This window comes from Sphingobium agri, from assembly GCF_023051225.1.
GTDB lineage: Bacteria > Pseudomonadota > Alphaproteobacteria > Sphingomonadales > Sphingomonadaceae > Sphingobium > Sphingobium agri.
Genome location: NZ_JALKHS010000008.1, coordinates 260,407 through 282,472, shown reverse-complemented (window position 1 = coordinate 282,472; position 22,066 = coordinate 260,407). Strand labels below are relative to the sequence as shown.

Below are 22,066 nucleotides of genomic sequence, written 5' to 3'. Positions count from 1 at the left end.
AGCGGGACCCGATCAGGCCGCCTGCTTCTCTTCAATCGGGAAGGGGAAGCCGAAGAGACGCAGCAGTTCGCGCGCTTCCTCGTCCGTCTTCGCCGTGGTGGTCACGATGATGTCCATGCCGCGCACCTTGTCGATGCGGTCATAGTTGATCTCGGGGAAGATGATCTGCTCCTTGATGCCGAAGGCATAGTTGCCGCGGCCGTCGAAGCTCTTCGGATTGAGACCACGGAAGTCGCGCACGCGGGGCAGAGCGATGTTGATCAGGCGATCAAGGAACTCGTACATGCGCTCGCGGCGCAGCGTGACCTTGGCACCGATCGGCATGCCTTCACGCAGCTTGAACTGCGCGATCGACTTACGGGCCTTGGTGATCACCGGCTTCTGGCCAGCAATCAGTTCCATTTCCTCGGCGGCCGACGTGACCTTCTTCTTGTCCTGGGTCGCTTCGCCAACGCCCATGTTGAGCGTGATCTTCTCGATCTTGGGCACTTCCATGACGTTCTTGTAACCGAACTTTTCGGTCATCGCCTTCGCGATCTCGGCATCATACAGCGACTTGGAGCGCGGAGTGTACTTCTCGCTCATTACAGCACCTCACCGGACTTAACGGCGACGCGGACCTTCTTGCCGTCGCGGTCCTCGAAACGGACGCGGGTCGGCTTGCCATCCTTGTCGGCGACAGCGACGTTCGAAATGTGAAGCGGCGCGGGCTTGCGCTCGATGCCACCCTGCGGGTTCGCCTGGTCGGGCTTGCGATGACGCGCATGCACGTTGATGCCTTCTACCAGCACCTTATCGTCCTTCGGCATGACCTGGAGGACGGCGCCCGTGCGGCCCTTGTCCTTGCCAGCCAGGATGACGACCTTGTCGCCCTTCTTGATTCTAGCAGCGCTCATTACAGCACCTCAGGAGCAAGGCTGATGATCTTCATGTGCTTCTTGGCGCGCAGTTCGCGAACGACCGGGCCAAAGATACGGGTGCCGATCGGCTCCTCGTTCTTGTTGATCAGCACAGCGGCATTGCCGTCGAAGCGAATCACGCTGCCGTCAGCGCGACGCACGTCCTTGGCGGTGCGCACGATGACCGCGCGATGCACGTCACCCTTCTTCACCTTGCCACGAGGCGCAGCTTCCTTGATCGAGACGACGATGATGTCGCCCACGCTCGCGAAGCGACGCTTCGAGCCGCCCAGCACCTTGATGCACTGGACGCGCTTGGCGCCGCTGTTGTCAGCGACGTCAAGATTGGATTGCATCTGGATCATGGATCCGGTTCCTTCTTGTCTGGCCTACCGAGACTATCCCGGCGGTTCCGAATTCGAGTTTCGACCGGAAGATTCGAAACACGAAGCGCGGGCCTGTAACCTCTCCCGAAGGAAAAGGCCAGCCCCGCGTCCGAAATTTCGACCCTTACGGCCGGTGACTAACCTCAGGCCGCCGTTTCGGGCGACTTGTGGGTGTCCACGCGCTCGATAACCTTCCAGGTCTTGAGCTTGGAAATCGGAGCGGTCTCTTCGATGCGGACCGTTTCGCCTTCCTTGTAGACATTGCCCTCGTCATGGGCATGGTACTTCTTCGAACGGCGAATGATCTTGCCGTAGAGCGCATGCTTAACCTTGCGCTCCACGCGAACCACCACCGTCTTGTCGGTCTTGTCGGAAACCACCGTTCCCGTCAGCACGCGCTTGGGCATCGTGTGATTTCCTTCTTACTTCGCAGCCGAGCGCGAACGCTCGGACTGAAGGGTCTTGATCTGCGCGATCGACCGGCGGACTTCACGCACGCGGCTGGGCTTTTCCAGCTGGTTGGTGGCCGCCTGGAAGCGCAGATTGAACTGCTCACGCTTCAGGTTGTTGAGCTCGGTCGACAGCTCGTCGTCCGTCTTGGTCTTGAGGTCAGCTACATTCGCCACGGATTAACCCTCCAGGTGGGAGGTGTCGCCGAGGCGAGCGACAACCTTCGTCTTGATCGGCAGCTTCATCGCGGCGCGCGAGAAAGCCTCTGCTGCGAGCGGGCCGGGCACGCCGTCCAGTTCGAACAGGATGCGGCCCGGCTTGACGCGAGCTGCCCAATATTCGACCGAACCCTTACCCTTACCCTGACGGACTTCGGCGGGCTTCTTCGACACCGGCACGTCGGGGAACACGCGGATCCACAGACGGCCCTGACGGCGAAGGTGACGCTGGATCGCGCGCCGGGCCGCTTCGATCTGGCGTGCGGTAACGCGCTCGGGTTCCAGAGCCTTCAGACCATAGGCGCCAAAGTTCAGAGCCGAACCGCCCTTGGCGTCGCCCTTGATCCGACCCTTGAAGGTCTTGCGGAACTTCATTTTTTTCGGTTGCAGCATGACGCTATACCTACCTTATTCTCAGCGTGCCGGGCGCACGCCGGAGGTCTGAGCCTCCAGCATCAGCCGGTCGGTCGCGAACGGATCATGGCCGAGAATCTCGCCCTTGAAGATCCACACCTTGATGCCGCAAACGCCATAAGCGGTGTGCGCGGTTGCTTCGGCATAGTCGACATTCGCGCGCAGCGTGTGCAGCGGAACGCGGCCTTCGCGATACCATTCGACACGCGCGATCTCTGCGCCGCCCAGACGGCCGCCGCAGGTGATCTTGATGCCTTCAGCGCCCAAGCGAAGAGCCGACTGCACCGCACGCTTCATGGCGCGACGGAAAGCAACGCGGCGTTCCAGCTGGTCGGCGATACCCTGCGCAACGAGCTTGGAGTCGATTTCCGGCTTGCGGATTTCGACGATGTTCAGGCTGACGTCCGAAGAGGTCAGGCTGCCCAGCTTCTTGCGCAGCTTCTCGATGTCCGCGCCCTTCTTGCCGATGATGACACCGGGACGGGCAGCGTAGATCGACACGCGGCACAGCTTGGCGGGACGCTCGATCACGACCTTGGAGATCGCGGCCTGCGGCAGGTTCTTCATGATATACTGGCGGATCTTCAGATCCTCCAGCAGCAGACGGCCATAGTCGGCGCCTTCCGCGAACCAGCGGCTGTCCCAGGTACGGTTGATCTGCAGGCGCAGACCGATCGGATTGCTCTTGTGACCCATGTCTCTTACGCCTCCGCTTCTTCAGCTGCTTCACGCACGACGATGCGCACGCGGCTGAAGGGCTTCAGGATCCGGGTCGACTTGCCACGGCCGCGAGCGTGGAAGCGCTTCATGGTGAAGCTCTTGCCCACCGATGCTTCCGCGACGACAAGGCTGTCGACGTCCAGATTGTGGTTGTTTTCCGCATTGGCGATGGCCGAAGCCAGCACCTTGCGCACGTCGACCGCCATCGCCTTCTTCGAGAAGGCGAGGATGTTCAGCGCGTCCTCGACCTTGCGGCCGCGGATGAGCGTAGCCACCAGGTTCAGCTTCTGCGCCGAACCACGAATCTGCGTGCCAACGGCCAGCGCCTCATTGTCGGCGACGCGACGGGGAGCCTTTTCCTTGCTCATTAGCGCTTGCCCTTCTTGTCGGCGGCGTGGCCGGGGAAGTAGCGGGTCGGAGCGAATTCGCCCAGCTTATGACCCACCATATCCTCGTTCACCGAGACCGGAACATGCTTGCGGCCGTTATAGACGTTGAACGTCAGGCCGACGAACTGCGGCAGGATGGTGGAGCGGCGCGACCAGGTCTTGATCGGACCCGAACGGCCACCGGCATCCTGAGCGACTTCCGCCTTCTTCAGAAGGCTGAGGTCCACGAACGGACCTTTCCAGACGGAACGAGCCATCTCGCTTACCTCTTCTTCTTCGCGTGGCGGCTACGGATAATGAACTTGTCCGTCGCCTTGTTGTGGCGGGTGCGCGCACCCTTGGTCGGCTTGCCCCAGGGGGTGACCGGATGACGGCCGCCCGAGGTCCGGCCTTCACCACCGCCATGCGGGTGATCGACCGGGTTCTTCGCCACACCGCGCGTCAGCGGACGCTTGCCGAGCCAGCGGTTACGGCCGGCCTTGGCGAGGTTGGTGTTGGCATTGTCCGGGTTCGACACGGCACCGACGGTGCCCATGCAATCCGAACGGATGTAGCGCTGTTCGCCCGAAGACAGACGGACCATCACCATGCCACGATCGCGACCGACCAGCTGGGCATAGGTGCCCGCCGAACGGCAGAGCTGCCCACCCTTGCCGGGCTTCATCTCGATATTGTGGATGATGGTGCCGACTGGCATCTGGCCGAGTTCCATCGCGTTGCCTGGCTTCACGTCGGTCTTCTTGCCCGCGACGACCTTGTCACCGGGAGCCAGACGCTGCGGCGCCAGGATATAGGCCTGGGTGCCGTCGGGATAGTTGACCAGCGCGATGAAGGCGGTGCGGTTGGGGTCATATTCCAGACGCTCAACCGTGCCTTCGACGTCCCACAGGCGACGCTTGAAGTCGATGATGCGGTAACGCTGCTTGTGACCACCGGCGATGCCGCGCGAGGTCACATGGCCCTTGTTGTTGCGGCCACCGGTCTTGCGCTTGCCTTCGGTCAACGCCTTGACGGGCTTGCCCTTGTGCAGGCCACTGCGGTCGACGAGGATCAGGCCGCGCTGGGCCGGGCTCGTCGGGTTGTAGCTCTTAAGCGCCATGGTCAGCGCACTCCTTCGGTGATGTCGATCGACTGGCCGTCAGCCAGGCGAACGATCGCCTTCTTCACGTCAGACCGCGTGTAGGGCTTGCCCTTCCACTTCTTGGTCTTGCCCTTGGCCACCAGCGTGTTCACGCTCTTCACGGTCACGCCCCAGAGCGCTTCGACGGCAGCCTTGATCTCCGGCTTGGTCGCGTCATTGGCGACCTTGAAGACCACGGCGTTGTTCTCGGAGAGAAGGGTCGACTTCTCGGTGATGACCGGGGCGACGACGACGTCGTAATGACGGTTGTCGACCTTCGCGGCTTCTTTCTTAGCCATTGAAACGCGCCTCCAGCTTTTCGACCGCGGCGCGCGTCAGCACCAGCGAATCCGCCCTCAGGATGTCGTAGACATTGGCGCCGACGGCCGGCAGCAGGTCCACGCCGACGATGTTCGCCGAAGCCTTCGCGAAGCTGACATTCACTGCGTCACCGTCGATGAACAGCGCCTTGTTGAGGTTCAGCTTGGCGAGGTGCGCGACCAGAGCCTTGGTCTTGCCTTCCGCTACGTCGAGATTGTCGAGAACGATCAGCGATCCGTCCTTGGCCTTCGACGACAGGGCCATTTTCAGGCCGAGCGCACGAACCTTCTTGTTGAGGTCGTGACCGAACGTGCGGGCACGGGCACCGTGCGCCTTACCACCGCCGATGAACACCGGCGCCTTGCGGTCGCCGTGACGAGCCGTACCGCCACCCTTCTGGCGGCCAAACTTCTTGCCCGTGCGGGCAACGTCCGAACGCTCACGGGTAGCACGCGCCGGAGCGCGGCGCTTCTCGAGCTGCCAGAGCACGACGCGGTGCAGGATGTCGGTGCGGGGCTCGACACCGAACACGGCATCGTTCAGCTCCACATCGCCAGCGGCCTGCGCGTCGAGGGTCTGTACATTGACCTTCATGATTAGCCCTCCTGGCCTTCGGTCGCTTCGGGAGCAGCCGCTTCTTCAGCGGGCGTCTCGGCCGGAGCGTTGTTGCTGTTGGCAGCCTGTTTGAGGCTCGCCGGATAAGGAGCGTCGGCAGGACGCTTCACCTTGACGGCGTCACTGACGGTCAGCCAGGTGCCCTTTGCGCCCGGAACGCTACCCTTGACGAACAGCAGGCCACGCTCGACGTCCGTGCGGACGATTTCGAGATTCTGCTGCGTGCGCTCGCGATCACCCATGTGACCCGCCATCTTCTTGTTCTTGAAGACGCGGCCCGGGTCCTGGCGATTACCGGTCGAACCATGGGCACGGTGGCTGATGGACACGCCGTGCGTGGCGCGCATACCGCCGAAGCCCCAGCGCTTCATGGCACCGGCGAAACCCTTACCCTGGGTGTGGCCAGCGACGTCGACCAGCTGGCCGGCGATGAAATGATCGGCTGCGATCTCGGCGCCGACATCGAGGAGCGCATCCTCGGCGACACGGAATTCGACCAGACGCGCCTTCGGCTCCACTTCCGCCTTGGCGAAATGGCCACGCTGCGGCTTGGCGACATTCTTGACCTTCGCGACGCCCGCACCGAGCTGAACCGCGACATAACCGTCACGATCGACTTCCTTGCGAGCCACGACCTGATTGCCCTCAAGGGCCAGAACCGTAACGGGAATATGACGTCCGTCCTCCTGGAACAGACGGGTCATCCCGACTTTCTTAGCGATCACGCCTGTGCGCATCACTGATTACTCCCATAGAGGCCCGCCTTAGCAGCGGGCGTATCCAACGAAAAAACCGCTCAGGATCCTCCCTCGCGGCCAACCCAATTAACAATCACCCCGTCCGGGTTGGATGCCGACCCCTGCTCGGGGAAGGCGACGGGGGACCAGGACCACGAGCCATTCCGGGTCACCGGAGGGGCCGTGCGGTATCCCTTGTGTCGTTTGAGCTCCTGGCAAGCCAGAACGCCCGATACCCTGCCAGCCTTTCGGGTTGGCAGGGACTTGCCAGCTTTAGGCCAGCTTGATTTCCACGTTCACGCCGGCAGCCAAGTCCAGCTTCATCAGCGCGTCGACCGTCTGCGGCGTCGGCTGCACAATGTCAAGCATGCGCTTGTATGTACGGACCTCGAACTGCTCGCGCGACTTCTTGTCGATGTGCGGGCCACGATTGACCGTGAACTTTTCGATGCGCGTCGGAAGGGGAATCGGACCGCGAATGAGGGCGCCGGTGCGGCGGGCGGTGTCGGCGATGTCGCCGGTCGCCTGATCGAGCACGCGATGATCGAACGCCTTGAGGCGAATGCGGATGTTGCTGTCCATTGTTCCTGTACCGATGCGAAAGAGCCAAAAACCTGGAGCATTTTCAGAAATCAGCTGGAGCAGCCGATGACTTGTGAGAATGCACCATCAAAAAATATCCGCCCCGTTTTCTGCCCTTCTAGCTCAGCAAGAGCCGGAGAAAGGCGATCCGGGGCGGTAGAAAATTCGAGCGGCGCGAATCAGGCGATCCGCGCCGCTGCGGTCCTATATTACTTCGAGATCGTGCCGACAACCCCGGCGCCGACGGTGCGGCCACCTTCGCGGATGGCGAAGCGCAGACCCGAGTCCATCGCGATCGGCGCGATGAGCTTCACGCCGAGCTTAACGTTGTCACCGGGCATGACCATCTCGGTGCCCTCGGGCAGGATAACTTCGCCGGTGACGTCCGTGGTGCGGAAGTAGAACTGCGGACGATAGTTCGCGAAGAACGGGGTGTGACGGCCGCCTTCTTCCTTCGACAGCACGTAGACTTCAGCGTCGAACTCGGTGTGCGGTGTAACCGAACCGGGCTTTGCCAGAACCTGGCCACGCTCAACGTCTTCACGGCCAACGCCACGAACCAGAGCACCGATGTTGTCGCCAGCCTCACCCTGATCAAGCAGCTTGCGGAACATTTCAACGCCGGTGACGGTGGTCTTGCGGGTGTCGCGGATGCCGACGATCTCGACTTCCTCACCAACCTTGACGATGCCGGTTTCAACGCGGCCGGTCACAACCGTACCACGACCCGAAATCGAGAACACGTCTTCGATCGGCATCAGGAAGGGCTTGTCAACCGGACGCTCCGGCTGCGGGATGAAGCTGTCGACGGCAGCCATCAGCTTCAAAACAGCTTCGCGGCCGATTTCGTCGTTCGAACCATCCAGCGCCTTCACGGCCGAACCGGGGATGACGGGGATGTTGTCGCCGTCGAAGTCGTAGGACGACAGCAGTTCGCGGATTTCCAGCTCGACGAGTTCCAGGATTTCCGGATCGTCGACCAGGTCGACCTTGTTCATGAACACGACCAGCTGGGGAACGCCGACCTGCTTGGCGAGCAGGATGTGCTCACGGGTCTGCGGCATCGGGCCATCGGTGGCCGAAACGACGAGGATCGCGCCGTCCATCTGGGCCGCACCGGTGATCATGTTCTTGACGTAGTCAGCGTGACCCGGGCAGTCGACGTGCGCGTAGTGACGGGCTTCGGTCTCATATTCGACGTGCGCGGTCGAGATGGTGATGCCGCGCTCGCGCTCTTCGGGCGCCTTGTCGATGTTGGCGTAGTCGACGAAGGTCGCGCCGCCGGTTTCGGCGAGAACCTTGGTGATCGCCGCGGTCAGCGAGGTCTTGCCATGGTCAACGTGACCGATGGTGCCGATGTTGCAGTGCGGCTTGTTCCGCTCAAACTTAGCCTTAGCCATTTTTTCCTACCTTCTAATCAAATCAGCTTGGTCAGACCGCTCGGCCGCGCCTCGCGAAGGCGCGTCCATAGCAGCAAATTTACAGATTACCAGCCCCTAACCGAGCCGCCTGCACGGCCCGGCCAAGGAAAATCATCAGGCCATCTTCGCCTTGACTTCGTCCGCCACATTCTGCGGCACTTCGTCATAATGGGAGAAGATCATCGAGTAATTCGCACGGCCCTGGGTGAAGGAACGCAGCGAGTTTACATAGCCGAACATGTTGGCCAGCGGCACCATGGCCTCGACCACCTGCGCGTTGCCGCGCGTATCGGTGCCCTGGATCTGGCCACGACGGCTGTTCATGTCGCCGATGACGTCGCCCAGATATTCTTCCGGGGTGACAACTTCGACCTTCATGACCGGCTCGAGCAAGGTGATGCCCGACTTTTGCGCCGCTTCGCGCATCGCTGCGCGACCGGTGATTTCGAACGCCAGCGCAGACGAGTCGACGTCGTGGTAGGCGCCGTCATAGAGCAGGATTTCGAAGTCGATGATCGGGAAGCCGATGAGCGAGCCAGTGGCCGCCGTCTCGCGCATGCCCTTTTCGATCGCGGGGATATATTCCTTGGGAATGTTACCGCCCTTGATCTCATCCTTGAAGATGATGCCCGCACCGCGCTCACCCGGCGTCAGCTTCACCTTGATGCGGCCGAACTGGCCAGTGCCGCCCGACTGCTTCTTGTGGGTGTAGTCAATATCGACGGGCTTCTTCAGATACTCGCGATAGGCCACCTGCGGCGCGCCGACATTCGCCTCGACCTTGAACTCGCGCTTCATGCGGTCGACCAAGATTTCGAGGTGAAGTTCACCCATGCCCTTGATGATCGTCTGACCCGATTCGTGATCGGTCGTAACGCGGAAGGACGGATCTTCGGCAGCCAGACGGTTGAGCGCCACGCCCATCTTTTCCTGGTCAGCCTTAGTCTTGGGTTCCACCGACAGTTCGATAACCGGCTCAGGGAATTCCATCCGCTCCAGGATGATCGGCTGGCGCTCGGCGCACAGCGTATCACCGGTGGTGGTTTCCTTCATGCCGGCCAGCGCGACGATGTCACCCGCATAGGCCGCCTCGATGTCTTCACGGCTGTTGGCATGCATCAGCAGCATGCGGCCGATCTTTTCCTTCTTGTCCTTGACCGAGTTCAGATAGGTGCCCTTGGTCAGGGTGCCGGAATAGATGCGCAGGAAGGTGAGCGAGCCCACGAACGGGTCGTTCATGATCTTAAACGCCAGACCCGAGAAGGGCGCGTCGTCCGAGGTCGGACGGCTGTCGGGCTCTTCGGTATTCGGGTTGATGCCCTGCACGTCCTCGATGTCGAGCGGCGAAGGCAGATAATCGACGACCGCGTCGAGCAGCGGCTGGACGCCCTTGTTCTTGAACGCCGAGCCACACAGTACCGGCACGAACGATTGATTGAGCGTACCCTTGCGGATCAGCTTCTTGAGCGTGGCGGCGTCGGGGATGTTGCCTTCGAGATAGGCTTCCATCGCCTCGTCGTCCTGCTCGACGGCGAGTTCGATCAGCTTTTCACGATATTCAGCGGCCTTGTCGGCCAGATCGTCCGGGATCGCTTCATAGGTGAACTCTGCACCCAGATTCTCGTCCTTCCAGATGATCGCGCGATCATTGACGAGGTCGACCAGGCCTTTGAAATCCGATTCCGCGCCGATGGGCAGATAGAGGACAGCGGGAGTCGCGCCCAGGCGATCGATGATCGTCTGCACGCAATAATAGAAGTTGGCACCGGTGCGGTCGAGCTTGTTGATGAAGCACATCCGCGGAACCTTGTACTTGTCCGCCTGGCGCCACACGGTTTCCGACTGGGGCTCAACGCCCGCAACGCCGTCGAACGCAGCGACCGCGCCGTCAAGCACGCGCAGCGAACGCTCGACTTCGATGGTGAAGTCGACGTGGCCAGGGGTGTCGATGATGTTCAGGCGATGCTCGGGGCCTTTGCCCTCTTCGGCCTTCCACACGCAGGTGGTCGCAGCCGACGTGATGGTGATACCACGCTCCTGCTCCTGCTCCATCCAGTCCATGGTGGCGGCACCGTCATGGACTTCGCCGATCTTGTAGGACTTGCCGGTGTAGTAAAGAATACGCTCGGTCGTGGTGGTCTTGCCGGCGTCGATATGCGCCATGATACCGAAATTGCGATAGCGTTCGAGCGGATGGCTGCGGGCCATGATGCTTCTCCGTTGCCGGCGCGCCGGCGGTCAAGTGAATGAGTCTTGCGGCTGGCCCCTAAACCAATCCGTCCGCCATGGGTAGCCCCACGGCGAACGGACCGATATTCAAAACCAGAAATGAAAAGCGGGCACGTCAGCGCCCGCCCCTCTTTACCAGCGGTAGTGCGAGAAGGCGCGGTTCGCTTCCGCCATGCGGTGCGTGTCTTCGCGCTTCTTGACGGCATTGCCGCGGTTATTGGCAGCGTCCAGCAGTTCACCCGAGAGACGAGCAGCCATGGTGGTTTCGCTGCGGTTGCGCGAAGCCGTGATCAGCCAACGGATCGCCAGCGCCTGAGCGCGCTCGGGGCGCACTTCGACGGGGACCTGGTAGGTCGCACCGCCAACGCGGCGGCTGCGGACTTCGATGCCGGGCTTCACATTGTTGAGCGCATCATGGAACATGCCGATCGGGTCCTTCTTGGACTTCGCTTCGACAGTTTCGAGCGCACCGTAAACGATGGACTCGGCGACGGCCTTCTTACCGTCCTGCATGATGCTGTTCATGAACTTCGACAGCACGATATCGCCAAACTTGGGATCGGGCAGGATAACGCGCTTTTCGGGGCGACGACGACGTGACATGCTTTAGTCTCCCTTACTTCGGACGCTTCGCGCCGTACTTCGAACGGCTCTGCTTACGGTCCTTGACGCCCTGGGTATCCAGAACGCCGCGCAGCACGTGATAGCGCACACCGGGAAGGTCGCGCACGCGGCCGCCGCGGATCAGCACAACGCTGTGCTCCTGAAGGTTGTGGCCTTCACCCGGGATGTAGGTGATGACTTCGCGCTGGTTGACCAGACGCACCTTCGCCACCTTACGGAGAGCCGAGTTCGGCTTCTTCGGGGTCGTCGTGTAAACACGGGTGCAAACGCCGCGCTTCTGCGGGTTCGCTTCCATTGCAGGGACCTTCGACTTGGTCTTCTGCAGCTCGCGGCCCTTGCGGACCAGCTGGTTGATTGTTGGCATGAAGCCCTTCACCTTTTCAGTTACTTTACCGCAAGCATTCCCGCGTTTTTCGCAGCCTGAAAAGGACAAGCCTCCAAACAGCAAAAGCCCCGACGGATGAACCGTCTGGAGCCGCAAGAGCACCGGCAATGTTCAGCTCTGTTTCGCCTCACATAGCATCCACCGGGAAAACGAATCTTCACCGGCCGAGAAACGCTGGGCAGGCGCGCCTATAACGGCGCAGCGTTACCCAGTCAAGGACGGCGCGACACGGGCTTGTTCCGGAAACGTTCCGACATGGTGAACGGCCTCTTAGGAAATTGATAACCGGGTCAACCTATTGTTTTTCCGGTGGCGCCACTGGGAGCGCCGACATGGACTGGCCGTGACCCATCTTTCTCTCTTTACCGGTGAGTTTCTCAGCCGGGCGCAGGAAACGGCGTTTCAAGCAGAGCGTCTCCCTGAGTCGCGCCGCCACGCCCGCACGCTCTTTATCTTTTCGGTCGTCCTCAACGCACTGTTCCTGCTGAGCGACTGGCGCTTTGCGGGCACTTCGCATTTCTGGATCGCGGTGCCAGCACGTGTCGCCGTTGTGCTGTGGTCCCTCATCTGCCTGTATCTCAGCCGCGAGCTGGATTCGTTCCAGAAGGTCGAGCGGCTTTGCTGCGCCTGGCAAGTCGTAACCGCGGTCGGCGTGGCTTTCCTTGTCACCTCCCGCAGTGACATCGCACTGTTTGTGCTGCTCATGCTGCCGCTCATATTCTACCTCGTGGTGCCTACGAGTTTCAGGGGCAATTTCGGCGGCGGTCTGGGATGCGGCGTTGCGCTCCTCATAGGCTATCTGGCACCTGCCCCCATTTCAGCAACGATGCCCGGCATGATCCTGGCCGTGCTGATCCTGCATTGCGGCATGTGGATCACCATCGTGCGGACCAACCGGCTGCAGCGTTTGGCATGGATGGCAAGCCAAGCCGCCAACACGGCCAGAGCCGCGCTGGCCCGCAACGGCGAAACATTGGAGCGCATGTTCATGAGCGTCCCCATCCCCCTGCTGGTGACGCGGCAGGACGGGACCGTTGTGCGCTTCAACAATGCCGCAGCACGCACCTTTGGCTCTGAGGATATTTCCCGCGTTCACCTGCTGGGCGAAGGATCTTCGGCGCAGGCCAACCTTCGCGAGCGGATTGCCAGCGGTGAACCTCTCGACAATCAGGAATGCCGCATTGCGGGTAAGGATGGGGTGATCCACGACGTGCTGCTCGCCACCCGCTCCATCCGGGTGGATGACGAGGATTGCGTTCTTTCCAGCATCGTCGACATCACTGATCGCAAGGATGCCGAGCGGCACCTTGCGCATCTTGCCATGACTGACGCGCTCACCGGCTTGGCCAACCGCTCCCATTTCATGGCGACGCTGACGCAGGCTGCGGGTTCGACAGGCCATGCTGGCGGCCAGATGGCAGTCGTGTTGATCGATGTCGACGAGTTCAAGCGGATCAACGACAGCGCCGGGCATGATGTCGGCGACGCCCTCCTCAGCGCCGTGGCGGAACGGCTGCGCAAAGCGGTGCGGCCCGGTGACCTCGTCGCACGCATGGGCGGCGACGAATTCGCTGTCCTGTTGACGCGCCTGCGCAATGCGTCCGATCTGGAGGTGGTGCTGGCACGGATGACAGCCCAACTTCATCAACCGCTTGCCTACGGCAACCGCGATGTCGATTGCCGTGTCAGCATGGGCGTCGCCCTGTTCCCTGAGCATGCCGGGGACATTGCGGAACTGATGAAGTTTGCCGACATCGCTCTTTACGAGGCGAAGAACGGCGGACGAGGACGCGCATGCCTTTTCGAACCTGGCCTGCTCGATCGCTGGCAGCGGGAAGCGCGAATGCTGGATCGCGCCCGAGACGCTTTGCTCCATGCGCCCCCTGTCCCGTGGTATCAGCCCAAGATCGATCTATCGACCGGCGCCGTCATCGGCTTCGAGGCACTGCTGAGATGCGTGCGGCCCGATGGCTCCGTGATCATGCCCGCCGAAATCGCGGCGGCGTTCGAACATTCGGAACTGGGCCGCACGATCAATGACAGGATGCTGGACAGGGTTCTACTGGACTGCCGACAATGGCAGGATCAGGGGATGGTCATCGGGCATGTCGCGATCAATGTGCCGGGCGTCGAACTTCACGACAGCAGTTTTCCTGATCGATTGCTATCCAAGCTTGAACAGAGGGGCGTGCCGGCTTCTGGCATCGAGCTAGAGGTAACCGAATCAGTCTTTCTGGGCCGTAACGCCGAGGTCGTGGAGCGAAGCCTTCACCAATTGAGTGCTGCAGGCATTTCCATCGCGCTGGACGATTTCGGAACCGGCTATGCGTCGCTTTCGCACCTCAAGCAGTTCCCGATCGACATCATAAAGATCGACCAGCGGTTTGTCCGCGACCTCGAAACGGACCCGGACGACGCCGCGATCGTCAGAACCTTGCTGAACCTAGCCTATAGCCTGGGCATTCGCACCGTTGCGGAAGGCGTCGAGAATATCCGCCAGGTCGACTATCTCCGCGCCGGAGGCTGCCATTATGCGCAGGGTTTTCATTTCGGCGCGGCAGTGCCGGCTGATGCTGTTCCCGCGCTGCTTAACCTCTTCCCCGAGATGCAGCCGAAAAAGGCATAATTATTTCTCCTGAGGAGGAACCAGGGGAACTCAGGCACGTTTCGCCCCGCGCAGATTTCGATTCGTCACGACTCAGCCGTGGCGGATTCGCTTGCCCGTGCTCCTTTTGCTAGCGGCCCGATTCTCCAAGGATCGAGTGTGGGGTCGTCATTGTTACAGCGGAGTAAGTTGCGCCTGTCGGGCTTGATGAGCAGGATCATGGATTTCTGCCCAGAGCGCGAAATTGTCGTCGGAACGGGCGGGGAGCTGCGGTCCATACGCGTCACCAGTGCTGCCCAATTCGGAATTGCAGCCATCCTGCTTTCGCTGCTGCTGGGTGCAATGGCTCTGATCCTGTCGGTGGCGACGACCCGCGCCGATATCGCGCGGGAACGCGCCGCGATCACTGCACAAAGCAGGGCCGTTGCTGCCGCTGCCAGCAAAAGCGCGCGCTATCGCAAGTCGGTGGAACAACGCACACGCGAGTTGGAGGCACGGCAGGACTTCATGGACGACCTCTATCGTGCCCACTTTGGCGAAGACGAGGCGGAGGTTGACGGCGCGCGGGCTGAGGCATCGAAACAGGTAGCGGGCGCACGTTCGGAAAAGCTGCGCCTCGGTGCGGCTGTGGATGCCAAACCCCTGCAAGCCATCGATGCGCGGCAGCGCCGCTTCGCAGCGCTTCTAACGCATGCAGTCAGGCGCCGGGCGGACCAAACGGCGCACGCCATCCGGAGCCTCGGCCTCAATCCGGAGGCATTGGTGCGCACCGCCGCCCGGGCGCAGGGCGGCCCCTTCGTACCGTGGCCTGAAGCACAAGCTTCGATGCCGCAGGAAATGGAACATCTTGCCGACGCTCTGGCGCGGATGGAGCTTTTGGAAGCCAGCTTGAAGACCATTCCGTCCGGCCGTCCAACGATGGCGCCGATGCAGTCAAGCTCCTATGGCTACCGCCGCGATCCCTTCAACGGCCACGCGGCTTTTCATGCCGGCATAGACTTCCCCGGCAGGCATGGAGAGCCGATACTCGCCGCTGCAGCGGGCAAGGTCACCTTCGTCGGGCAGCGTAGCGGCTATGGCAATGTGGTCGAGGTTGCGCACAGCAACGGCATCATGACACGTTACGCTCATCTGTCGGGCTTCAGCACCAGCGTGGGCAGGAAGGTGACGCAAGGCCAGCAAATCGCACGCATGGGATCGACTGGCCGCTCGACCGGTGACCATCTTCACTTCGAGGTCCGGATAAACGGGCAGCCCGTCAATCCACGCCCATTCCTCCAGGCGTCCCGAAACGTACGGCAGGTCCAGCAACTAGCAGCCACCCGAGCCGCCGGAGTCCGTAACCGCGGCTAACCTCTGCCTGGCACGCGCAAGGATCAGTTGATTGGAGCGCGTCGACGGTAGCTGAGCGCTTCGGCCACATGGACTCGGCCAACCTGCTCCGATCCCGCGAGATCCGCTATGGTTCGCGCGACGCGTAGCACGCGGGTATAGCCCCGCGCAGAAAGCTTCATCGCGGCTGCCGCTTGTGCCAGCAATTCCCGTCCGGCGGCATCCGGTCCGGCAATATCCTCCAGCTTCTCTCCGCCCACTTCCGCATTGGTGCGGACGCGCGTTCCGGCGTAACGCTGGGTCTGTATCTCACGCGCCGCCGACACCCGGGCGGCGATCTCTGCCGACCCTTCTACTGGGGGAGGCAAGACAAGGTCCGCCGCCGTGACCGCCTGCACCTCCACATGCAAATCGATGCGGTCGAGCAGCGGGCCGGAGACCTTGGCCTGATAGTCAGCAGCGCAACGTGGTGCGCGGGAGCAGGCAAGGGCGGGATCGCCCAGATGGCCGCAACGGCAGGGGTTCATCGCCGCAACGAGCTGTACCCGTGCAGGGAATGTCACATGCGCATTCGCACGCGCCACTGTGACCTCTCCCGTCTCAAGCGGCTGACGCAAGGAATCAAGGACGGTGCGCTGGAACTCCGGCAATTCATCGAGAAAAAGGACGCCCAGATGGGCCATGCTGACCTCACCGGGCCGGGCCTTGTGCCCGCCGCCGACCAGCGCCGCCATCGAAGCGCTGTGATGTGGGCTACGAAAAGGCCGCGCCCGGCTGATGCGGCCGCCTTCAAGGGATCCGGCCACGCTAGCCACCATGGACGTTTCCAACGCCTCGCCCGGAGTCAGTTCGGGAAGAATGCCGGGCAGACAGCTCGCCATCAGCGACTTGCCCGCACCTGGCGGTCCGACCATCAGGAGATTATGTCCGCCAGCTGCCGCAATCTCCAACGCACGCTTGGCCGTTTCCTGCCCCTTGACCTGACGCAGGTCAGCGGCGCGCGGAGGGACTTCCACTGTTCCAGGCTGCGGAGGGGACAGCGCGGCGCTTCCTTTCAGATGGTTGAGCAAGCTCAGCAGATCAGGCGCTGCGACAACTTCCACCTGCCCTGCCCAAGCGGCTTCCGGTCCTTGAGCGACGGGACAAATGAGGCCGAGTTCCTTTTCGCCCGCATGCAGTGCTGCAAGCAGCACGCCGGGCGTCGAAGCGATGCGGCCGTCCAGCCCCAGCTCACCCACGACGACATAGCCCGCCAGCGTCTCGGCATTGATCACCCCCATGGCGCCCAGCAAGGCCAGTGCGATCGGCAGATCGAAATGCGAACCTTCCTTGGGGAGGTCGGCGGGCGATAGGTTCACGGTGATCCGTTTGGGCGGCAAGGAGAGGCCGATCGCCGCAATGGCGTTGCGCACCCGCTCGCGGCTTTCCGCCACGGCCTTGTCCGGCAAACCAACCAGGATGAAGTTCGGGAGGCCCGGAACAAGCTGGCATTGCACTTCCACGCTGCGCGCATCCAGCCCGAGATAGGCGACCGTCGATACCGTCGAAACCAATGTGCCCCCGCTATCCTGAAAATGCCGCTCTAGAGCATCGTGCGCAAAAGTGGGAACCGGTTTCCAGCTTAAAACGATGCGATAACAAAAACTAACGCGCGCGACCTGCGTCCGATGAACGCAGCGCGCTCTAAAGCAGCGTCAGCCCTGTTCGCCGGGCCGCCCCTTGAACCCTTGCGCGACGACATACCATTCCACGCTGCCCTTGCGGCTGGCGGGCGGCTTGGCATGCTTGATCGTCGTAAAATGCTGCTTCAACACCGCCAGCAGATCGGCATCCGTGCCGCCCGCGAACACCTTCGCGACAAAGGTGCCGCCTTTGCGAAGATTTTCCACGGCAAACCATGCCGCTGCTTCGACCAGGGCCATGGTGCGCAAATGATCTGTCTGCGCATGACCCACGGTATTCGCGGCCATGTCTGAAATCACAAGATCGGGTGCATCGCCTAGCGCTTCGGCGAGAACAACAGGCGCCTTGTCATCCATGAAGTCCATTTCGAACAGGGTGACGCCAGGGATCGGGTCCGTCGGCAACAGGTCGATGCCCACAACCTTGGCCCTGGGCGACAGCTTGCGCACCACCTGTGCCCACCCCCCCGGCGCTACCCCCAGATCGACTACCGCGCGAGAGCCCTTCACGAAGTGGAACTTCTCATCAAGTTCGATCAGCTTGAAGGCTGCCCGGCTTCTCCAGCCTTCCGCCTTCGCCTTGCGGACATAGGGATCGTTCAACTGCCGCTCGAGCCAGCGCGTCGATTGCGCCGTCCGTCCCTTGGCCGATTTGACCCGAACCTTGCCGGCTCCCCCGCCTCTCACATCATTGCTCCATCGCGATCCATCAGGCCGCGCAATATACCTTCGCGAATACCGCGATCAGCGACGCCCAACCTCTCGGCGGGCCATATATCGAGAATTGATTCAAGGATCGCGCATCCCGCCACCACAAGGTCGGCGCGCTCCGATCCGATGCAAGGCAGCTTCTGCCGTTCGGCGAGCGACATGGTGGACAATCTGCTGGAGATCGACCGCATCGATGTCGATGGTACGATCAGCCCGTCGATCGCCTGCCGGTCGTAGCGCGGCAGATTGAGATGGACGCTCGCCAGCGTCGTCACCGTTCCCGACGTGCCGAGCAGGCGCATCGAACAATCGGCTTGCGGCAAGCGGCGGGCGAGAGGCGCAAAGGCTTTCGCCACGCGCGACCGCATGCGCGCATATGCGGCCAGTCGTTCGCTCTGGTCCGCATGATCGAACAGTTCGCTTTCGGTTAGGGAAACCACGCCCCAAGGCGCGCTGACCCAATCGACGATGTGCGGCGCACCTTCCCTATTTGCGTCGACCAGAACCAGTTCGGTCGACCCGCCGCCTATATCGAAGATCAAGGCAGGGCCATCGCCGGGCTCAAGCAGTGCGTGACAGCCCATGACCGCCAGCCGCGCCTCTTCCTGCGCGCTGATGATGTCGAGAGCAATCCCCGTCTCCCGATAGACGCGCTGGATGAACTCCGCACCGTTGGCTGCGCGGCGGCAAGCTTCGGTCGCGACGGATCGCGCAAGCGTCACATGCCTGCGCCGCAACTTGTCAGCGCAGACGGAAAGCGCCGCGATTGCGCGTTCGATGGCAGCATCGCTGATCCGGCCCGTAGCGGCCAGCCCCTCACCCAGCCTGACGATCCGTGAAAAGGCATCGACAACGATGAAGCCATCTGCGGAGGGCTTGGCAATCAGCAGGCGGCAATTGTTGGTGCCGAGATCGATCGCCGCATAGGAACGCCGCCCTCGCGATGGATGAGGCAATGAGCCCCGCTGCTTTGACGGGGGAGGTATGGCCGCAGCCTTGCTCCCATTACCCTGGCCGGAACGAGCGTTCTTGCCCGAAGCGCCCCCGGCGGGACCGGAACTCTGCGGCGATGGGCGGCTTTGCTGCACCATGGCCGGATCACTTTTCTTCTTCGCCGGCACCGACAGGTGACGGAACTTGGCGTCAGACTATGCGGATGCCACGCAAAGCGCAAGACGGGGCCAGAAATCCAATGACATAGAGGTGCGGACGAGTGCCGCCCGTCAAAGTGGCAGGAGAGCCGCCACTATCCAGCGCTCCTCGGCGCGCAACACGCCCCACGCGCGAGCCGCCGCGCGGCTGTCCATCGCTTCGACGCCAATGCCCATATTTTCCAGTTCGCGCACAAAGGCGCGCGGTGGCTGGCGCAAGCCCGCCCCAGTCCCGAGCAACAGGAATTCAGGCAGCGGATCAATCGTCAGCAGATCGCCCAAGGCAGCAAGCGTCAGCTGTTCAGGCGCAGGAGCATCGCTCCATCGCAAGGCCTTGGCCGGGGTGAGCAGCAGCCCGTCCGGAAAGACATCGTCCTTGACGCGAAAGCCCCTGCCGGAAAAACCGGTAACGATCGGCCCCTGCCCCGTGTCATCGCGGCGCAGTTCGATGCCGGTGCGCTTGTCGGTCAGGGCCGCGCCCCGTCGTCGCGCGGGCCCATGCGTTCGGCTTGCGCTGCGATATTCGTCTTGCCCGCCTTCTTCTCTCCCACCTGCGGCGACAGACCCAGCGTGATCAGAAGCGAGGAGGACACATAGACCGAAGAATAGGTGCCGACCACGATGCCGAGCATCATGGCAGCGGTGAAACCACGCAGCACATGACCACCGAAGAGCAGCAGGGCGCCCAATGCCAACATGATCGTGACCGATGTCATCACCGTGCGAGGCAGCGTTTCATTGACCGACAGGTCGATCAACGCCTTCATGTCCATCTTGCGGTATTTCCGCATATTTTCGCGGATGCGGTCGTCGATCACCATCTTGTCGTTGATCGAATAGCCGACGATCGTGAGGACCGCCGCGACGATGTTGAGGTCGAATTCCAGTTGGGTGATCGCGAAGAAACCGAGCGTCATCAGCACGTCGTGCATGATCGCGACAAAGGTGGAGACGCCGAACTGCCATTCATAGCGGAACCAGGAGAAGATCGCGATCCCGATCACCGCTAGCATGACGGCCAGCACGCCATTCTGGATCAGCTCGCCCGAAACCTTGCCCGACACGGTGTCGTAACGGGAGAAGGCGACGCCGGGGAACTCCGCACTGAGCGCCTTGCGCGCCTTCTCGACAATCGCGTTGGCCGCACCCGCGCCACCTTCTTCTGGAAGGGGAAGGCGGATCTGCACCGTCTTGGGATCACCGAATTGCTGGAGCGATCCGTCACCCACACCAAGCCTGTCGATCGTCGTGCGAACCCGGTCCAGTTCGGCAGGCTGCTGGAACTTGGCCTCGATCATCAGGCCGCCGACGAAATCGACGCCAAGGTTGAGGCCGCGATGGATCGTCGCGCCTACCGCGAGAAGGGTAAGCAAAGCCGTCAGGGCGAAAGCCCAATGGCGCAGCTTCACAAAGCCGATATTCGTGTTGTCGGGGACGAGCTTTAGAAGTTTCATGGGTTCTCTCCCGGCCCCTTAAATATGGATCTCGGTCGGACGCTTGGCGCGAAGCCAGCGGGACGCGAGCAGGCGGGTGAAGGTCACGGCGGTGAACACGCTGGTCGCGATGCCGATCAGCAGAACGATCGCGAAGCCTTTGACCGGCCCTGACCCAAGCGCGAGCATGATGCCTCCTGCGATCGCATGGGTGACGTTCGCTTCGAAGATGGTGCGGCTGGCTTCCTTATAGCCGAACTCGATCGCCTGAACGACGCCGCGCCCACGACGCCTCTCTTCCCGGATGCGTTCGTAGATAAGGACGTTGGCGTCCACGGCCGTACCGATGGTGAGCACGAAGCCCGCGATCCCCGGCAGGGTCAATGTCGCTCCCAGCATGCCCATGACGCCAAGGATCACGAGCACATTGATGGCGACGGCGAGGTTCGCATACATGCCGAAACGACCGTAGCTGACGAACATGAACGCAGCGACCGCGGCCACGGCGATAACCGATGCCAGCAAACCCGCCCGGATCGAATCGGCACCCAATTGCGGACCTACCGTGCGCTCTTCCACCACGGTCAGAGCAACAGGCAGCTTGCCCGATCGCAGGGCGATGGCCAACTGGTTCGCACTTTCGACGGTGAAACTGCCGCTGATCTGGGCAGAGCCGCCGAGGATGGGCTCGTTGATATTCGGCGCAGACAATACAGTGCCGTCAAGGATGATCGCGAAAGGACGGTTTACGTTTTGCGACGTCACCTGACCGAACTTGCGCCCACCTGACCCGTTGAAGCGGATATTGACGATTGCCTGGTTGCTCTGGTCATATCCTTGCGTGGCGTCGGTCAGGTCCTCGCCGGATACCATGACCTGTCGCTTGACCGCGATGGCCGGAATCCCTGAGGGATTATTGGGATAAGGCAGCACTTCGCTGCCGACAGGTGCGCGGCCCTGCGCGACATCCGACGGGTTGGCGCTGGTATCCACCAGCTTGAATTCCAGCTTGGCGGTCTGGCCGAGCAGGTCCTTCAACGCCTTGGGGTTCTGAAGCCCAGGCACCTGCACGACAATGCGATTGCCACCCTGCTGCTGAATGGTCGGCTCGCGCGTGCCCATTTCGTCGATGCGCTTGCGGATGACTTCGGTCGCCACTTCCATGGCGCTCTTGACCGCATTGTCGATCCCGGCCTCGGTAGGCGTGATGACGACGGTCGAGCTGTTCACGACCTCGACATTGAAGTCGCGCTGGCCGGTCAGTCCCGCGCCCTGCGTCAACGGTCGGATGCGCTCGACCGCGGCATCAACCTGCGACGGATCGCGCACCATGAAGCTGAGCTTGCCGTCACGGCTGGAAATATCACCGATCGCGATGCGCGGCGTGCCACGGCGAAGCTCGGTACGGACCTGCTCTTCCATATTGGCGAGGCGCTGCTTGGCAACGTCCTGTGTCGATGCTTCGAGCAGAAGATGGCTGCCGCCTGAGAGGTCAAGGCCCAGGTTCACCCGGGTCTGCATGAAGCCGGGCAGCCGCTGCACCGCCGCATCCGGCAGGAAGCTGGGGATTGCGCAGACGATACCGATAACCAGGGGCAGCAGGATTGCCGCGACAGCCCAGCGCGAAAAGTTCAGCATCGGG

The 22,066-nt window shown here is 62.0% G+C and carries 26 protein-coding genes; 2 read left to right on the top strand and 24 right to left on the bottom strand.

All coding sequences use genetic code 11. From position 1 onward, the window contains the following. Positions 1-12: 12 nt before the first annotated feature. From rplE to rpsL, 18 genes are all read right to left on the bottom strand, one after another. Positions 13-585, bottom strand: a complete 573-nt coding sequence (rplE, locus tag MU848_RS12495; protein ID WP_097090707.1) for a 50S ribosomal protein L5 — start codon at positions 583-585, stop codon at positions 13-15. Further along, positions 585-896, bottom strand: a complete 312-nt coding sequence (gene rplX / locus MU848_RS12490) for a 50S ribosomal protein L24 (RefSeq protein WP_097090706.1) — start codon at positions 894-896, stop codon at positions 585-587. The genes rplE and rplX overlap by 1 nt, the downstream gene beginning before the upstream one ends. Continuing rightward, positions 896-1,264, bottom strand: a complete 369-nt coding sequence (gene rplN, locus MU848_RS12485) for a 50S ribosomal protein L14 (RefSeq protein WP_007686569.1) — start codon at positions 1,262-1,264, stop codon at positions 896-898. The genes rplX and rplN overlap by 1 nt, the downstream gene beginning before the upstream one ends. Positions 1,265-1,428: 164 nt before the next feature. Then, positions 1,429-1,692: a 30S ribosomal protein S17 gene (rpsQ, locus tag MU848_RS12480; RefSeq protein WP_006960320.1), complete on the bottom strand. Its 264-nt coding sequence runs from the start codon at positions 1,690-1,692 to the stop codon at positions 1,429-1,431. 15 nt (positions 1,693-1,707) lie between these two features. Beyond that, complete coding sequence (gene rpmC, locus MU848_RS12475) at positions 1,708-1,911, bottom strand: 50S ribosomal protein L29 (protein WP_013847759.1); 204 nt, start codon at positions 1,909-1,911, stop codon at positions 1,708-1,710. Between the two features lie 3 nt (positions 1,912-1,914). Further along, entirely contained in the window at positions 1,915-2,346 is a 432-nt protein-coding gene (gene rplP / locus MU848_RS12470; RefSeq protein WP_007686573.1) for a 50S ribosomal protein L16, read from the bottom strand. 21 nt (positions 2,347-2,367) lie between these two features. Continuing rightward, on the bottom strand, positions 2,368-3,063 hold the full coding sequence (gene rpsC / locus MU848_RS12465; RefSeq protein ID WP_022682110.1) for a 30S ribosomal protein S3: 696 nt from the start codon (positions 3,061-3,063) through the stop codon (positions 2,368-2,370). Positions 3,064-3,068: 5 nt separating this feature from the next. Then, positions 3,069-3,455 (bottom strand): 50S ribosomal protein L22, encoded by a 387-nt coding sequence (gene rplV, locus MU848_RS12460; protein WP_025547267.1) that lies wholly within the window; start codon positions 3,453-3,455, stop codon positions 3,069-3,071. Continuing rightward, on the bottom strand, positions 3,455-3,733 hold the full coding sequence (rpsS, locus tag MU848_RS12455) for a 30S ribosomal protein S19 (RefSeq protein ID WP_007686576.1): 279 nt from the start codon (positions 3,731-3,733) through the stop codon (positions 3,455-3,457). Before rpsS ends, rplV begins: the two co-directional genes overlap by 1 nt. 5 nt (positions 3,734-3,738) lie before the next feature. Further along, on the bottom strand, positions 3,739-4,575 hold the full coding sequence (gene rplB / locus MU848_RS12450) for a 50S ribosomal protein L2 (protein WP_021239761.1): 837 nt from the start codon (positions 4,573-4,575) through the stop codon (positions 3,739-3,741). 2 nt (positions 4,576-4,577) lie between these two features. Next, a complete protein-coding gene (locus MU848_RS12445; RefSeq protein ID WP_021239762.1) occupies positions 4,578-4,895 on the bottom strand; it encodes a 50S ribosomal protein L23 in 318 nt (105 codons plus the stop codon). After that, positions 4,888-5,511 carry a 50S ribosomal protein L4 gene (rplD, locus tag MU848_RS12440; protein ID WP_247232572.1) on the bottom strand — a complete coding sequence of 208 codons (624 nt, stop codon included), beginning with the start codon at positions 5,509-5,511 and terminating at the stop codon, positions 4,888-4,890. Before rplD ends, MU848_RS12445 begins: the two co-directional genes overlap by 8 nt. A gap of 2 nt (positions 5,512-5,513) precedes the next feature. Continuing rightward, on the bottom strand, positions 5,514-6,269 hold the full coding sequence (gene rplC, locus MU848_RS12435; RefSeq protein ID WP_097090703.1) for a 50S ribosomal protein L3: 756 nt from the start codon (positions 6,267-6,269) through the stop codon (positions 5,514-5,516). Between the two features lie 273 nt (positions 6,270-6,542). Then, the gene (gene rpsJ / locus MU848_RS12430) at positions 6,543-6,851 is read right to left on the bottom strand and encodes a 30S ribosomal protein S10 (RefSeq protein ID WP_007686587.1); all 309 of its coding nucleotides are present in this window, start codon (positions 6,849-6,851) and stop codon (positions 6,543-6,545) included. Positions 6,852-7,060: 209 nt separating this feature from the next. Continuing rightward, positions 7,061-8,251: an elongation factor Tu gene (gene tuf, locus MU848_RS12425; RefSeq protein WP_097090702.1), complete on the bottom strand. Its 1,191-nt coding sequence runs from the start codon at positions 8,249-8,251 to the stop codon at positions 7,061-7,063. 135 nt (positions 8,252-8,386) lie between these two features. Then, positions 8,387-10,480, bottom strand: a complete 2,094-nt coding sequence (gene fusA / locus MU848_RS12420; protein WP_097090701.1) for an elongation factor G — start codon at positions 10,478-10,480, stop codon at positions 8,387-8,389. Between the two features lie 153 nt (positions 10,481-10,633). Next, on the bottom strand, positions 10,634-11,104 hold the full coding sequence (gene rpsG, locus MU848_RS12415; protein ID WP_013847768.1) for a 30S ribosomal protein S7: 471 nt from the start codon (positions 11,102-11,104) through the stop codon (positions 10,634-10,636). Positions 11,105-11,117: 13 nt separating this feature from the next. After that, positions 11,118-11,489 carry a 30S ribosomal protein S12 gene (rpsL, locus tag MU848_RS12410; RefSeq protein WP_007686591.1) on the bottom strand — a complete coding sequence of 124 codons (372 nt, stop codon included), beginning with the start codon at positions 11,487-11,489 and terminating at the stop codon, positions 11,118-11,120. Between the two features lie 364 nt (positions 11,490-11,853). On the opposite strand from rpsL, the gene MU848_RS12405 reads away from it, so the two are divergent. Further along, positions 11,854-14,136 carry a putative bifunctional diguanylate cyclase/phosphodiesterase gene (locus MU848_RS12405; protein ID WP_247232570.1) on the top strand — a complete coding sequence of 761 codons (2,283 nt, stop codon included), beginning with the start codon at positions 11,854-11,856 and terminating at the stop codon, positions 14,134-14,136. A 186-nt stretch (positions 14,137-14,322) separates the two neighbouring features. Further along, positions 14,323-15,468: a M23 family metallopeptidase gene (locus MU848_RS12400; protein WP_247232562.1), complete on the top strand. Its 1,146-nt coding sequence runs from the start codon at positions 14,323-14,325 to the stop codon at positions 15,466-15,468. Between the two features lie 23 nt (positions 15,469-15,491). Here the strand turns inward: MU848_RS12400 and MU848_RS12395 are convergent, their stop codons facing one another. The 6 genes from MU848_RS12395 to secD form a co-directional block, all read right to left on the bottom strand. After that, positions 15,492-17,000: a YifB family Mg chelatase-like AAA ATPase gene (locus tag MU848_RS12395; RefSeq protein WP_247232560.1), complete on the bottom strand. Its 1,509-nt coding sequence runs from the start codon at positions 16,998-17,000 to the stop codon at positions 15,492-15,494. Positions 17,001-17,141: 141 nt separating this feature from the next. Further along, positions 17,142-17,816, bottom strand: a complete 675-nt coding sequence (locus tag MU848_RS12390) for an RlmE family RNA methyltransferase (RefSeq protein WP_201515263.1) — start codon at positions 17,814-17,816, stop codon at positions 17,142-17,144. Continuing rightward, positions 17,813-18,931, bottom strand: a complete 1,119-nt coding sequence (locus MU848_RS12385) for a Ppx/GppA phosphatase family protein (RefSeq protein ID WP_247232558.1) — start codon at positions 18,929-18,931, stop codon at positions 17,813-17,815. Before MU848_RS12385 ends, MU848_RS12390 begins: the two co-directional genes overlap by 4 nt. Positions 18,932-19,063: 132 nt before the next feature. Further along, positions 19,064-19,405: an Mth938-like domain-containing protein gene (locus MU848_RS12380; protein ID WP_315862464.1), complete on the bottom strand. Its 342-nt coding sequence runs from the start codon at positions 19,403-19,405 to the stop codon at positions 19,064-19,066. Between the two features lie 53 nt (positions 19,406-19,458). Further along, positions 19,459-20,445 (bottom strand): protein translocase subunit SecF, encoded by a 987-nt coding sequence (gene secF, locus MU848_RS12375; protein ID WP_247232550.1) that lies wholly within the window; start codon positions 20,443-20,445, stop codon positions 19,459-19,461. 18 nt (positions 20,446-20,463) lie between these two features. Further along, entirely contained in the window at positions 20,464-22,062 is a 1,599-nt protein-coding gene (gene secD / locus MU848_RS12370) for a protein translocase subunit SecD (protein ID WP_247232548.1), read from the bottom strand. Positions 22,063-22,066: the final 4 nt, after the last annotated feature.

Coding starts and splice junctions, on each gene's coding strand:
- MU848_RS12385 (WP_247232558.1), bottom strand. CDS start 18,931: ATGGTGCAGCAAAGCCGCCCATCGCCGCAGAGTTCCGGTCCCGCCGGG.
- fusA (WP_097090701.1), bottom strand. CDS start 10,480: ATGGCCCGCAGCCATCCGCTCGAACGCTATCGCAATTTCGGTATCATG.
- rplE (WP_097090707.1), bottom strand. CDS start 585: ATGAGCGAGAAGTACACTCCGCGCTCCAAGTCGCTGTATGATGCCGAG.
- MU848_RS12400 (WP_247232562.1), top strand. CDS start 14,323: ATGAGCAGGATCATGGATTTCTGCCCAGAGCGCGAAATTGTCGTCGGA.
- rplN (WP_007686569.1), bottom strand. CDS start 1,264: ATGATCCAGATGCAATCCAATCTTGACGTCGCTGACAACAGCGGCGCC.
- rpsL (WP_007686591.1), bottom strand. CDS start 11,489: ATGCCAACAATCAACCAGCTGGTCCGCAAGGGCCGCGAGCTGCAGAAG.
- secF (WP_247232550.1), bottom strand. CDS start 20,445: ATGAAACTTCTAAAGCTCGTCCCCGACAACACGAATATCGGCTTTGTG.
- rplB (WP_021239761.1), bottom strand. CDS start 4,575: ATGGCGCTTAAGAGCTACAACCCGACGAGCCCGGCCCAGCGCGGCCTG.
- rplX (WP_097090706.1), bottom strand. CDS start 896: ATGAGCGCTGCTAGAATCAAGAAGGGCGACAAGGTCGTCATCCTGGCT.
- rpsS (WP_007686576.1), bottom strand. CDS start 3,733: ATGGCTCGTTCCGTCTGGAAAGGTCCGTTCGTGGACCTCAGCCTTCTG.
- rpsC (WP_022682110.1), bottom strand. CDS start 3,063: ATGGGTCACAAGAGCAATCCGATCGGTCTGCGCCTGCAGATCAACCGT.
- rplC (WP_097090703.1), bottom strand. CDS start 6,269: ATGCGCACAGGCGTGATCGCTAAGAAAGTCGGGATGACCCGTCTGTTC.
- rpsJ (WP_007686587.1), bottom strand. CDS start 6,851: ATGGACAGCAACATCCGCATTCGCCTCAAGGCGTTCGATCATCGCGTG.
- MU848_RS12445 (WP_021239762.1), bottom strand. CDS start 4,895: ATGGCTAAGAAAGAAGCCGCGAAGGTCGACAACCGTCATTACGACGTC.
- tuf (WP_097090702.1), bottom strand. CDS start 8,251: ATGGCTAAGGCTAAGTTTGAGCGGAACAAGCCGCACTGCAACATCGGC.
- secD (WP_247232548.1), bottom strand. CDS start 22,062: ATGCTGAACTTTTCGCGCTGGGCTGTCGCGGCAATCCTGCTGCCCCTG.
- rplD (WP_247232572.1), bottom strand. CDS start 5,511: ATGAAGGTCAATGTACAGACCCTCGACGCGCAGGCCGCTGGCGATGTG.
- rpsQ (WP_006960320.1), bottom strand. CDS start 1,692: ATGCCCAAGCGCGTGCTGACGGGAACGGTGGTTTCCGACAAGACCGAC.
- rplP (WP_007686573.1), bottom strand. CDS start 2,346: ATGCTGCAACCGAAAAAAATGAAGTTCCGCAAGACCTTCAAGGGTCGG.
- rpsG (WP_013847768.1), bottom strand. CDS start 11,104: ATGTCACGTCGTCGTCGCCCCGAAAAGCGCGTTATCCTGCCCGATCCC.
- rplV (WP_025547267.1), bottom strand. CDS start 3,455: ATGAGCAAGGAAAAGGCTCCCCGTCGCGTCGCCGACAATGAGGCGCTG.